We start from the raw sequence: 12,143 nt of genomic DNA on the forward strand, positions 1-12,143 counted from the left end.
GGAAAAGCAGACAATAATCTTCTTTTTTGAGTTTTAACGAGACGATTTTTATGCGGTTTTTCTTATGCTAATACATCCGCATGCCATGATGATGTTTAACATTTCTGTATTAATTCTCTTATTTCATCTGTCTCATCGTATTCCCTCTCATTTGTTTTCACTATCAGCGCTTATTAGCACACCCAAATCCTTCCTCTGCCACACCGGAATCTTCCTGAAGTAAAATCTGTGCACTACAAGCGTGCGGCGCTGCACTTAAATGGTGCGCAGTTCGTGTTGTCATTACGCTTATTTCCTCAGGCATCTCATACCTGACACGCTTTTTATCCCCATGCAATCGGTTGCTTATTTTCGCAACCGATTGCGCATTCGATTGCGGTTCCAAAGGGACATGAAATTGAATGTGTAGTTTTTAAGTTGTTGATAGATAGCGATATTTTTATAAATCCTCATTGGCATAGCGTTTGCAATAAACCTTGAAGGCAACTCATTGCACTTTTACTTATCAAGGAACCGTTATGCCTTACGCCTCTGAAACGCTACTGCGCGCCAGTTTTTTTGATTTCACCGCACTGGCTTCTCAGCCCGATGATATCGCTGCGCATGCTCGCTACCTCGAAGACGGCTTGCTAACGTTGCGCGCGGGCAAGGTGGTGTCACTTGAAAGCTGGGAGATTGCAGAAGGGCGCGTTGATGCTGCCACGGTGATCGATCTGCGCGGCAAGCTAATTGTGCCGGGTTTTGTGGATACACATATTCACTATCCGCAAACGGAGATGATTGGCGCATTTGGCGAACAGTTGCTGGAGTGGCTAAACCAATATACTTTTCCGGTTGAGAGCCAATATCACTGCCCGGATCACGCGGCACAGATGTCGGCCTTCTTCCTGCAGCAACTGTTATCCAATGGCACCACCACGGCGCTGGTGTTTGGCACGGTGCACAAACAATCGGTCGATGCGCTGTTTCATGCCGCGCAACAGCTGGATATGCGTCTGATTGCCGGAAAGGTGATGATGGACCGCAACGCCCCCGCGTATCTGACAGAAACGCCGGAAGAGAGCTATCAGGATTCACGTGAACTGATTGAACGCTGGCATCAGCGTGGTCGTCTGAGCTATGCCTTGACGCCACGTTTCGCGCCCACCTCCTCGCCAGAACTGCTGGAGAAAGTCCGTCAACTGCGCAGCGAGTTCCCGGATACGTGGCTGCACACCCATCTGAGCGAAAATCAGCAGGAGATCGCCTGGGTCAAATCGCTGTTCCCGGAGCGGGACGGCTATCTCGATGTTTACCACCATCATCAGCTCACCGGAAAGCGCAGCGTCTTTGCACACTGTCTGCATCTGGAAGAGAACGAGTGGCAATGCCTGCACGACACCGATTCTTCTATCGCATTTTGTCCGACGTCGAACCTGTTTCTTGGCAGTGGCCTGTTCAATATTAAACGCTGCTGGCAGCAGGGCGTGCGCATGGGCATCGGCACCGATGTCGGCGCAGGCACCACCTTTAATATGCTGCAAACGCTGGGTGAAGCGTACAAAGTTGGGCAGTTGCAGCAGTACAAACTCAGCGCCTGCGAAGCCTTTTACCACGCGACGCTGGGCGGTGCGCATGCACTGGACATCGACGATAAAATTGGCAACTTCAATCCCGGTAAAGAAGCGGATTTCGTGGTGATCGACCCGGCGGTTTCGCCGCTGCAAAAGCTGCGTAGCGGTAATAGCAAAGATATCTGGGAGCGCTTGTTTGTGATGATGACGCTGGGAGACGATCGCAACATTGCGCAAACCTGGGTTAGCGGCAAACCGGTGTGGCAGCGCGATCGAGAAGAGGCAACGGTATGATCCAGTTTCTGCTGAATAATCGGTTGGTCACCGAAACGGCCTTAGACCCGAATCTGACCGTGCTTAACTACCTGCGTAGCCATCAACAGCGGCGGGGAACCAAAGAGGGCTGCGCATCAGGTGACTGCGGTGCCTGTACGGTGACGCTGGGAAAAGTGGTGGCGGGGCGAATGCAGTATCAGGCCATCAACAGTTGCCTGACGCTGGTTAGCAGCCTGCAAGGCAAACAGCTGATCACCGTGGAAGATTTGAAACAGGGCCGTGAACTGCACAGCGTGCAGCAGGCGATGGTGGATTGCCACGGCTCGCAATGCGGCTACTGTACGCCGGGCTTTGTCATGTCGCTGTTCACTTTGCAGAAAAATACACAGGGCTGGAATCCGCAGCAGGCTGAACAAGCGCTGGCAGGCAATCTGTGTCGCTGCACGGGCTACCGGCCAATTATGGCCGCCGCACAGCAAGCTTGTGAGCAACCCGCAGAAGATAATTTTACGGCGGATGAGTCGGCACTGGTTCAGCGCTTACAGGCGTTGGATAACGGGGAAGTACAAATTCTCGAAGCCAACGGCAGTCGCTGTTTCGTCCCGAAAACACTGGCACAGCTCGCGGCACTTTATCAGCAGTATCCTGAAGCGCAACTGTTGGCCGGCGGCACCGATCTCACATTGAAAATGACTCAGCAGTATCAACGTTTACCGCTGCTAATTGCGCTGGAACAGATTGAGGCGTTAAGCGTTTGTTCTGAAGATAAAGAGGATATTCATCTGGGCGCTGCTGCACCGCTTCACCATTGCTACCATTTCCTGGCAGCGAGAATTCCTGCATTCAGTGCCACATTAGAGCGCTTTGCATCATTACAGATCCGCAATCAGGGTACGCTCGGCGGCAATATCGGCAATGCTTCACCGATCGGTGATTGTGCGCCCATGTTGCTGGCACTCAATGCGCGATTGGTGTTGCAGCAGGGAGAAAGCCTACGTGAAGTGCCGCTGGACCAGTTCTTCACTGGCTACAGGCAAACCGTGTTGCAGCCAGGGGAATTCATTCACTCAATAGTGATACCGAAAGTGACGGTGTCACCTAATTTCGTGGCATGGAAAGTGGCAAAACGTCTGGATGATGATATTTCGGCGGTGTTTATCGCCATCAACATTCAGCTTAAAGAAGGCGTGGTGGTGCAGGCACGACTGGCCTTTGGCGGCATGGCCGCAACGCCCAAACGGGCAACCGCAGCCGAGGCCGCGCTTAATGGTCAGCCACTGAATCAAGCTTCCATTGAGCAAGCCTGCGCGGCGCTCAGCCAGGATTTCCAGCCGTTAAGCGATTTTCGCGCCAGCGCCGACTACCGCTTGCAGGTCGCGCGCAATCTATTGCGTCGTTACTACGCGCAAACCTGTGGCGAACTGACCCTCACCGAGGTGGCGCGCTATGTCTCATAACCGACCCGAACTCAGCGAAACGCTGTTAAAAAGCCAGTTTGCCAGCGACATAAAAACCGGTGTGGGCCGCAGTCAGAAGCATGAAAGCGCCGATAAACACGTCACGGGTGAAGCGATTTATATAGATGATCGGCCGGATCTGCCTGGTCTACTGCATTTGTGCCCACGTCTGAGTGAGCATGCGCATGCGCGGATCACACATATCGATGTGCAGCCTTGCTATGCCGTGCCCGGCGTGGTGAGCGTGCTAACCTGGCGCGATGTGCCGGGTCTGAATGATGTGGGTCCGTTAGAGCCGGGCGATCCGTTACTGGCAATGGATATCGTGGAATATCTGGGGCAGATCGTGATTGCGGTGGCAGCGGATTCACCCGAAGCCGCGCGCGCCGGTGCTGCTGCCGCCATCATCGAATATCAGCCACTGCCGGCGATCCTGGATGTGCGTGAAGCCCTGGAACAGCGTCACTTTGTGCAGCAGCCGCACGTCCATCAACGGGGTAATGCTGAAGCGGCACTGGCGCGTGCGCCGCATCGTATTCAGGGTGAATTTCATATAGGCGGTCAGGAGCACTTCTATCTGGAAACCCAGACCGCGTTAGTGATCCCAGGTGAAGACGACAGCCTGCAGGTTTTCTCATCGACGCAGAACCCGACGGAAGTGCAGAAGCTGGTGGCCGAAGTGATGGATATCACCATGAACAAAGTCACCATTGATATGCGCCGGATGGGCGGCGGGTTTGGCGGTAAAGAGACGCAGGCTGCGAGTGTGGCCTGCTTGTGTGCGATTGCCGCGCGCCAGACGCGGCATCCGGTAAAAATGCGTCTGGCGCGACGCGATGATATGCGTATCACCGGTAAGCGCCATCCCTTCTTTGTGCGTTACGATGTGGGCTTTGATGAGGAAGGTCGTTTCTGTGGTGTCAAAATCGATTTGGCGGGAAACTGCGGGTATTCCCTCGATCTGAGCGGATCAATTGTCGATCGTGCGATGTTCCACGCCGATAACGCCTATTACCTCGGCGATGCGCTGATCACCGGTTATCGCTGCCGCACGCACACCGCGTCTAACACCGCCTATCGCGGTTTTGGCGGGCCTCAGGGCATGGTGGCGATTGAGCAGATCATGGACCATATCGCCCGCGAGCGCGGTTTGGACCCGCTCGAACTGCGTAAGCGAAACTATTACGGCAAGCAGGATCGCAACATCACCCATTACCATCAGCAGGTGGAGGATAATCTGCTGATGGAGATAACGGAACAGCTGGAAGCCAGCAGCGATTACGCCACGCGTCGCGCGGACATCACAGCGTTTAACGCCAGTCATCGTTATATGAAACGCGGTCTGGCCTTAACGCCGGTGAAGTTTGGCATCTCCTTTACCTCCAGCTTCCTCAATCAGGCCGGTGCCTTAATTTTGATCTACACCGATGGCACGGTGCAGCTCAATCACGGTGGCACCGAAATGGGTCAGGGACTGAATACCAAGGTGGCGCAGATTGTCGCGGAAGTGCTGCAAATCGATATCAGCCAGATTCAGGTCACGGCGACCGACACCGGAAAAGTGCCGAACACCTCACCCACGGCGGCCTCCAGCGGGGCCGATCTTAACGGCAAAGCGGCGCAGAATGCCGCGCAGATATTGCGCGATCGCATGACGGAAATGCTGTGTCAGCAGCATCACTGCACGGTCGACGCCATCTCCTTTAGCAATGGCATTGTGCGCGTTGGCGAGTTGCATTTTACTTTTGCGCAGGTGGCGCAGCAGGCGTGGCTGAATCAGGTGCCGTTATCCGCCACCGGATTTTACAAAGTGCCCGGCATCCATTACGACCGCAATGCCGGACGCGGCAAACCCTTTTATTACTTCGCTTATGGCGCGGCGTGCTGCGAAGTGCTGGTGGATACCTTAACCGGTGAATATCGTTTGCTGCGCGCGGATATCCTGCATGACGTTGGCGCCTCGCTCAATCCGGCGCTGGATATTGGGCAAGTGGAGGGCGGTTTCGTGCAGGGCATGGGCTGGTTAACCTGCGAAGAGCTGGTGTGGAACGATCAGGGCAAGCTGCTAACAGACGGCCCGGCGAGTTACAAAATCCCCGCCATCAGCGATGTCCCACATGATTTGCGCGTCACGCTGGTAGAGAACCGTAAAAATCCGCAGGACACGGTATTCCATTCGAAAGCCGTGGGTGAGCCGCCGTTTATGCTGGGCATTGCGGTGTGGTGTGCGTTACAGGATGCCGTAGCCAGCGTGGGTAACTACCGCCGCCATCCGCAACTGGATGCACCCGCCACGCCGGAGCGCGTTTTCTGGGGCGTTCAGCGCCTCTCAGGAGCGGATGATGATTTATCATGACTGGATCGCCGTACTGCACAGTTTACGTGAGAAACGTGAGAGCTGCGTTTTAGTCACCGTGCTGAGCCAGCGCGGATCGGTCCCGCGCGATCGCGGCAGTAAAATGGTGGTCAGCGCCAGCGATACTTATCTCACCATCGGCGGCGGTCATCTGGAATATCAGTGCATTGCGCTGGCGCGCGAGATGCTGGAGCAGCGTTGCCAGCAGCCGCGCAGCGAAGAGTTTGCGCTGGCTGCGCGCCTCGGCCAGTGCTGCGGCGGGCATGCCACGCTGCTGTTTGAACCACTGATGCAGCAGCAACCTGAAATCCAGCTTTACGGCGCAGGCCACGTCGGGCAGGCGCTGGTAAACCTGCTGGCAACGTTACCCTGTCACATTACCTGGATTGATAGCCGCGCCGCCCAGTTTCGCCATGTGCCGCCGGGCGTCACGGTGCGCCAGGTAGAGGACCCGATCGATTGCGTCAAAGAGGCCGCGCCCGACAGCTACTTCATTGTGATGACCCACGACCATCCGCTCGATTTGGCGCTAAGCGAAGCCATTTTGCGGCGCGGTGATTTTCGCTATGCCGGCGTTATTGGTTCGGCTACCAAAGCGCAGCGCTTTCGCTATCGGCTGGAAGGCAAAGGGATCGCTGCGGATGCAGTGGCGCGGCTGCGCTGTCCGCTCGGCCTGCCGGATGTGAAAGGCAAACTGCCAGCGGAAATCGCCGTGGCGGTAGCGGGTGAAATCATCAGTGTGTATCAGCGCCAGCAGAGCGGTTGTTGAGTGACGTTGAAACTGCCAGGATAGAAGCATCCCGCCGCACCGGTTGCGGCGTTGCTGATTATCAGGAGCGATAATGACTTCACGAGCCAATCCGTTTTTCACCGTCAGTGCATTGCCCTATCAAACTCCGCCTTTTGACCTGATTCAGGAAGCCGATTTTCTTCCGGCGCTTGAAGCGGGTATTGAAGAGAAGCGTCAGGAAATTGCCGCTATTGCCAACAATCCTGAACCCGCCACGTTCGCCAACACTTATGAAGCTCTGGAGCGCAGCGGGCAGCTGCTAAGCCGCGTCAACCTGGTGTTTGGTGCCATGACGTCAGCCAACACCAGTGATGTATTGCAGGAAGTTGATGAGCTAATCACGCCTAAACTCACGGCGCTAAATGATGAGATCCATCTCAACAGCCAGCTGTTTGCCCGCCTCGACAGCGTTTACCAGCATCGCGGCGCTGCCTGTCCGGATGCGGAATCGATGCGTTTGGTGGAAGTGACCTGGCAGCATTTCCAGCTGGCTGGGGCCAGCCTGAGCGACGCAGATAAAGAGCAGCTGCGTGCCTGCAATCAGGAACTCGCCACGTTGAGTACCCGTTTTGGCAATAAGCTGCTGGCGGCGACCAAAGCGGGCGCGTATACGGTGAGCAGCGCAGCGGCGCTGGCGGGATTGAGTGAAGAAGAGTTAGCGCATGCTAAAGCCGCAGCGGAGGCGCGTGGATTGCACGGCGAATGGCTGCTGCCGTTACAGAACACCACGCAACAGCCTGCATTGCAGTCACTGGAAGTGCGCGCCACGCGTGAAGCGCTGTTCAACCAGGCACTCACGCGCAGCGAACAGGGCGATGACAATGACACACGCGCGATTGTGTTACGCATGGCACAGCTGCGCGCAGAGCAGGCTAAGCTGCTCGGATTCAAGACTTATGCGGAATGGAGCATGCAGGATCAGATGGCGAAAACGCCGGATGCTGCCTTTGCGTTTATGCGTAATATTGTTCCGGCGGCGCGGGCACGCGCTGAGCGAGAAGGGTCAGACATTCAGCAGGTCATTGAACAACAGCACCACACTTTCCCGCTGCGCGCCTGGGATTGGAATTTCTACGCTGAACAAGTGAGAAAAGCTAAATACGCACTGGATGAGAGCCAAATCCGCCCGTACTTTGAGCTGAATAATGTATTGGAAAAGGGCGTGTTCTGGTCCGCCAGCCAGCTGTTTGGCATCCGCTTCCAGCAGCGTCACGATCTGCCGGTGTATCATCCGGACGTTAACGTTTATGAAATCTTTGATGCTGATGATACGCCTTTAGCGCTGTTCTATACCGACCTCTACAAGCGGGATAACAAAAGCGGCGGCGCCTGGATGAGCAACTTCGTTGACCAGAGTACGCTGCTGGGCACCAAGCCGGTGATCTACAACGTCTGCAACTACACCAAACCGCAGGCTGGGCAACCTGCGTTGCTCAGCTGGGATGAGGTGATCACTCTGTTCCACGAATTCGGTCATGCGCTACACGGTTTGTTTGCCACCCAGCGTTATCCAAGCCTGTCCGGTACCGCTACGCCACGCGATTTCGTCGAGTTCCCTTCGCAGATTAACGAGCACTGGGCTAGCGATGAAAAGGTGTTTGCCAACTATGCCCGTCATTATCAGAGCGGTGAGGCGATGCCCGTGGAACTGCGCGAGAAGATGGTGCGCGCGTCTAAGTTCAACAAGGGCTACGACATGACCGAACTGCTGGCGGCGGCTTTGCTGGATCTGCAATGGCATTCGCTGACCACGCATGACAACCCGCAGGATGTCAGTCACTTTGAATTACAGGCGCTGGCGGCGGAAAACATCGCGTTAACCACGGTGCCGCCACGTTATCGCTCCACCTACTTCCGTCATATCTGGGGCGGCGGTTACGCGGCTGGTTATTACGCCTATATCTGGACGCAAATGTTAGCCGATGATGGTTATCAGGCTTTCGTTGAACGTGGTGGGTTGAGTCGTGAGAATGGTCAGCAATTCCGCGATCATATCCTTTCACGCGGTAACAGTAGCGATCTGCAACATCTGTGGCTGGCATGGCGTGGAAAAGCACCGGAGATTGGTCCGATGCTGAAGAATCGCGGTTTAGAAGAGGCGTGATAAGCAGGGCGCACGGCGTGCGCCCTGGCATTAACCCAACGGGCCACCTTCAATGGTGTCGCACATGCCGGCCAGCACTCGCTCGCCGGTTTCGTTTTTCAAATCGGCGTACCACGCAGCGGTGATTTCGGCATCTTTGGCATGCGTCACGTCGCAGCGTTTACGTGCTTTCAACACCAAATCTTTGGTGCGTTCCACGCGGCGCGCCTCGTAGCGCTGCAATCCATCTTCGATACCCAGCGAATGCGAGGCCAGCGTCTGCGCCAGCACCACCGCATCTTCCATCGCGGCGCAACCGCCCTGGCCGATATCTGGCGTGGTGCTGTGCGCCGCGTCGCCGAGCAAGGCCACACGACCTTTGACGAAACGGCTAAAGGGTTCGATATCGTGGATTTCGACCCGGTTGGTGGTGTCGGGATTAATGCTATCGATCAGGCGCTGCACCGGATCGGCCCAGCAGGTAAAGTAATTCTTCAGATTCTGGCGCAGGGTGGAACGATCTTCTGCTAAGCCTTTGGGCAAAGGTACGTCGAAGAAGAAGTAAAAGCGGTTGCCGCTCACTGGCATCAGGGAGACGCGCTTGCCTTCACCGACAAAGGTTGTCCACTGATCGGCTGGGGCGATGCTTTCATCTATGGTCACTAAGCCGTTCCAGTTAACGTAACCGGCGTAGCGTCGTTCTACATTTTCACCTAGCACATAGTGGCGGATAACGGAATGCGTACCGTCGGCGGCGACCAGGAAATCGCCTTCAGCCTGACTACCATCATCAAACCAGGCGGTGACGCCGGTGGTGCTTTGCTCGACGTGGGTCACGCGTTTACCGAACTGAATGCGTGAGCGACCATAGGTATCGATCAGCATCCCCTGTAACTCGGCGCGAGCGACCGGATAAGGGTATTCGCCCACCTGCTGCACCAGGGGTGACAGGCTAAAGCGGGTCAGGGTGCTGCCACTGTGCGCATCGTTATAGGCCATAAACGCCATATTGCCGCCCAGTGCCTGCAGTTGCTGTTTCATGCCAAGTGCGTTCAGGCACTTTACGCCGTTGGGCCAGATCGAGATCGCCGCACCGACTGGCTTCATCTCTTTGACCGCTTCAAAAACGGCAGTCTCGAAACCCGCTCTCTCCAGCGCAATCGCCGCGCTCATGCCGCCAATGCCCGCTCCAATCACAATCGCTTTCATCACTGTCTCCTTTGTCTACCTGATTAACCCTGCAACTTTCGTACCATCAGGTTTGTTGTGAACTATTTCTTCGTAAGGAATTGATTATTAATGGGTGTTTTTAATGGTCTGATGCGTGCATTGCACCGTTAGTGCGCAACGCTTTGCACAACAAGAGGGCGGTGAAAGCAGGGCTTGAATCAAATGTTCCAATATGGCGTTTGGCAGAGAAGAGGCCATACTGTTTAGAACCTTTTCGCGAGGAATTTCCCATGAAGTGGATAATGGTGTTGATGATGCTGTTCAGTGCGGGTGCAATGGCGCAAACCCAGTGGCAACCGGAAAGAAAAGCGCCCGTGGTGCAACTGACGCCGGTGGCGGCCAAATGCGATCTCTCGTCCTGCCAGCAAAACTGTTATGTACAGCAATCGCAATGCAAAAATGACAACGGCGGCGGCTGTGGATCGCTCGCACAAATTTGCGTACAAAACTGTTCGAACGAGTGCCGATAAATGAAATAAATCTGTCATAACAGGGTGCTAGCGTGTTTCCCCGGCAAGGTAATATTCTGATAACAGGGGAAAATAATGAAAACCCGCTACACACTGATTGCAACGGTTTTACTGCTCGCTCAACAGGCCCATGCGACAACACTGCCGCAGGCGGCCGCACTGGCTGCACAAACGTCTACCGGTTCAACCCCAGGCTATACGCAGCTGGAGCAACAGTCGTTGCAGGCTCAGCGCACCTGGCTGCAAGGCGACAGTGCGTCACTGAAACGTGAGCAACTGGAAAAAGCCAAACAGACCAGCACGCAGGCAGACAAAGCCTGGCTGAAAAGCAGTGGCTATGATTTCAACGTGAAGCAAAATCAGCAGGCTGGCATCGCGCTGTTATCAGGTTTCAGCACATTGCCAGACAGCGTATTGACGGCTAACCGCGCCACCGTGACTGATATCAACCTGAATGCCACGCAGAACGTGCGTCATCAGGCGTTGCAGGATGCGGAAGCGATCGGCTCGCTGTATTTCCTGTCTGATGCCATGGGACCGCGTTTGGGTAAAGCCTTCATCGCGGCTTATGACAAAGGCGAACTGAGCAAAGCCGCTGCGCTGATTAAGGCCAGTGAAGTCAGCACCAGCGCTGCCAAAAAACACTTTAACTATCCGCGCCCGTTCCTGCATGAAGGCAATACCATCCATCTGGTACCCGATGATGTGGTGGTGAAAGACAATGTGCGCTATACCGCGGACGGCGGATCGTTCCCCAGCGGGCACACCAATACCGGTTATACCGATGCGCTGCTGATGGCCGAAATGGTGCCGGAACGCTTTGAGGCACTGGTGACACGCGGTGCGCGTTATGGATATTCGCGTCTGGTGTTAGGCGTGCACTATCCGCTGGACGTGATGGGTTCACGTATGGTGGCAGAGCGCAACGTGGCGACTTACCTCAACGATGCACGCTATCAGGTGCTGTTCAAAGAGGCGCGCGATCAACTGCGTGCCGCGCTGGAGAAGGAGTGTGGTACTTCGCTAGCTGAATGCGCACGCACAACCGGCAAGGACGATCCTTACCGCGCGCCGGATATGAAGCAATTCTATCGTTTCACGCTGAGCTACAATCTGCCAAAAGCCAATGTGAAAAATACGCCGATTCAGGTGCCGCAGGGCGCAGAGATCCTGCTGAAAACGGCGCTGCCGCACCTGTCTGACGCGCAGATTCGTCGCCTGATGGTGAAAACCGCCTTGCCAAACGGTTATCCGTTGTCGGGTAATGCTGAGCAATCCTTCTGGCAGCGCGTCGATCTCACCGCCGCGTACAGCATGGCGAAGTGATCCTGACGCGGGCACTAACGTCGTCAATACGTCGGTGCCCGCAACTCACGGATTTGCGTTCTTGTTATGGTGATCAAACGCAAAGAGCGTAGAAAGGATTAACGCTGACTGCGGCAACAGCGGGATAGTCAGGACAAACCGCACATTATCTTTTCAGACTACCGTATTCAGCATGATGATTCGCAGTGTATAGCCACGGCCCGAGAGCTAATCGACGATGAATAGCTTCGCACCGTACGTCGTGGAGGAACGATGTGCTTCGGCATTATCGGCAACCTGATAGCTCACGCCCGGGGTCAGGGTAAAAGTGCGGCCATCTTCCAGTTCGGTGATCATTTCGCCTTCCAGACACAGCAATATATGACCTTTGCTGCACCAGTGATCGGCAAGATAACCTGGCGAATACTCCACCATGCGCACACGAATATCGCCAAAACGCTGAGTGCGCCACAGCGCAAACCCGCTGTCGCCCGGATGTTTTTCGGTCTCGAGGGTGCTCCAGTCGGTAATGCCAAACGGTAATTGATTGATCTGCACGACGCTATCCTTATTGAATTCGACGAGAACACAACATTACCGCCTGGCAAAAAAATAACCAGTGA

At 55.2% G+C, this 12,143-nt stretch carries 9 protein-coding genes; 7 read left to right on the top strand and 2 right to left on the bottom strand.

Annotation, left to right across the window (positions count from 1 at the left end; translation table 11 throughout):
- Nucleotides 1–518 precede the first annotated feature (518 nt).
- From guaD to dcp, 5 genes are all read left to right on the top strand, one after another.
- Complete coding sequence (guaD, locus tag CRO33_RS03910; protein ID WP_097117101.1) at nt 519–1,847, top strand: guanine deaminase; 1,329 nt, start codon at nt 519–521, stop codon at nt 1,845–1,847.
- On the top strand, nt 1,844–3,286 hold the full coding sequence (xdhA, locus tag CRO33_RS03915; RefSeq protein ID WP_097117102.1) for a xanthine dehydrogenase small subunit: 1,443 nt from the start codon (nt 1,844–1,846) through the stop codon (nt 3,284–3,286). The genes guaD and xdhA overlap by 4 nt, the downstream gene beginning before the upstream one ends.
- Nucleotides 3,276–5,642: a xanthine dehydrogenase molybdopterin binding subunit gene (gene xdhB, locus CRO33_RS03920; RefSeq protein WP_097117103.1), complete on the top strand. Its 2,367-nt coding sequence runs from the start codon at nt 3,276–3,278 to the stop codon at nt 5,640–5,642. Before xdhA ends, xdhB begins: the two co-directional genes overlap by 11 nt.
- On the top strand, nt 5,629–6,411 hold the full coding sequence (gene xdhC, locus CRO33_RS03925) for a xanthine dehydrogenase accessory protein XdhC (RefSeq protein WP_097117104.1): 783 nt from the start codon (nt 5,629–5,631) through the stop codon (nt 6,409–6,411). The genes xdhB and xdhC overlap by 14 nt, the downstream gene beginning before the upstream one ends.
- A 73-nt stretch (nt 6,412–6,484) precedes the next feature.
- Nucleotides 6,485–8,536: a peptidyl-dipeptidase Dcp gene (gene dcp / locus CRO33_RS03930; protein WP_097117105.1), complete on the top strand. Its 2,052-nt coding sequence runs from the start codon at nt 6,485–6,487 to the stop codon at nt 8,534–8,536.
- Between the two features lie 30 nt (nt 8,537–8,566).
- On the opposite strand, the gene hpxO is transcribed toward dcp, so the two are convergent.
- A complete protein-coding gene (gene hpxO, locus CRO33_RS03935) occupies nt 8,567–9,724 on the bottom strand; it encodes an FAD-dependent urate hydroxylase HpxO (RefSeq protein ID WP_097117106.1) in 1,158 nt (385 codons plus the stop codon).
- Between the two features lie 251 nt (nt 9,725–9,975).
- Here hpxO and CRO33_RS03940 point away from each other — a divergent pair, with 251 nt between their 5' ends.
- Together CRO33_RS03940 and CRO33_RS03945 are read left to right on the top strand one after the other, a co-directional pair.
- Nucleotides 9,976–10,215 carry a hypothetical protein gene (locus tag CRO33_RS03940; protein ID WP_058960503.1) on the top strand — a complete coding sequence of 80 codons (240 nt, stop codon included), beginning with the start codon at nt 9,976–9,978 and terminating at the stop codon, nt 10,213–10,215.
- 75 nt (nt 10,216–10,290) lie between these two features.
- The gene (locus CRO33_RS03945; protein ID WP_097117107.1) at nt 10,291–11,541 is read left to right on the top strand and encodes an acid phosphatase; all 1,251 of its coding nucleotides are present in this window, start codon (nt 10,291–10,293) and stop codon (nt 11,539–11,541) included.
- A gap of 207 nt (nt 11,542–11,748) precedes the next feature.
- Here CRO33_RS03945 and CRO33_RS03950 read toward each other — a convergent pair whose 3' ends face one another.
- On the bottom strand, nt 11,749–12,078 hold the full coding sequence (locus CRO33_RS03950; protein ID WP_058960505.1) for a DHCW motif cupin fold protein: 330 nt from the start codon (nt 12,076–12,078) through the stop codon (nt 11,749–11,751).
- Nucleotides 12,079–12,143 lie beyond the last annotated feature (65 nt).

Origin of the sequence: Pantoea sp. GL120224-02 (assembly GCF_900215395.1) — a bacterium.
Lineage (GTDB): Bacteria > Pseudomonadota > Gammaproteobacteria > Enterobacterales > Enterobacteriaceae > Pantoea > Pantoea communis.

Excerpts from the sequence above, each read along its gene's own strand:
- guaD (WP_097117101.1), top strand. The coding sequence starts at position 519 with ATGCCTTACGCCTCTGAAACGCTACTGCGCGCCAGTTTTTTTGATTTC.
- xdhA (WP_097117102.1), top strand. The coding sequence starts at position 1,844 with ATGATCCAGTTTCTGCTGAATAATCGGTTGGTCACCGAAACGGCCTTA.
- xdhB (WP_097117103.1), top strand. The coding sequence starts at position 3,276 with ATGTCTCATAACCGACCCGAACTCAGCGAAACGCTGTTAAAAAGCCAG.
- xdhC (WP_097117104.1), top strand. The coding sequence starts at position 5,629 with ATGATTTATCATGACTGGATCGCCGTACTGCACAGTTTACGTGAGAAA.
- dcp (WP_097117105.1), top strand. The coding sequence starts at position 6,485 with ATGACTTCACGAGCCAATCCGTTTTTCACCGTCAGTGCATTGCCCTAT.
- hpxO (WP_097117106.1), bottom strand. The coding sequence starts at position 9,724 with ATGAAAGCGATTGTGATTGGAGCGGGCATTGGCGGCATGAGCGCGGCG.
- CRO33_RS03940 (WP_058960503.1), top strand. The coding sequence starts at position 9,976 with ATGAAGTGGATAATGGTGTTGATGATGCTGTTCAGTGCGGGTGCAATG.
- CRO33_RS03945 (WP_097117107.1), top strand. The coding sequence starts at position 10,291 with ATGAAAACCCGCTACACACTGATTGCAACGGTTTTACTGCTCGCTCAA.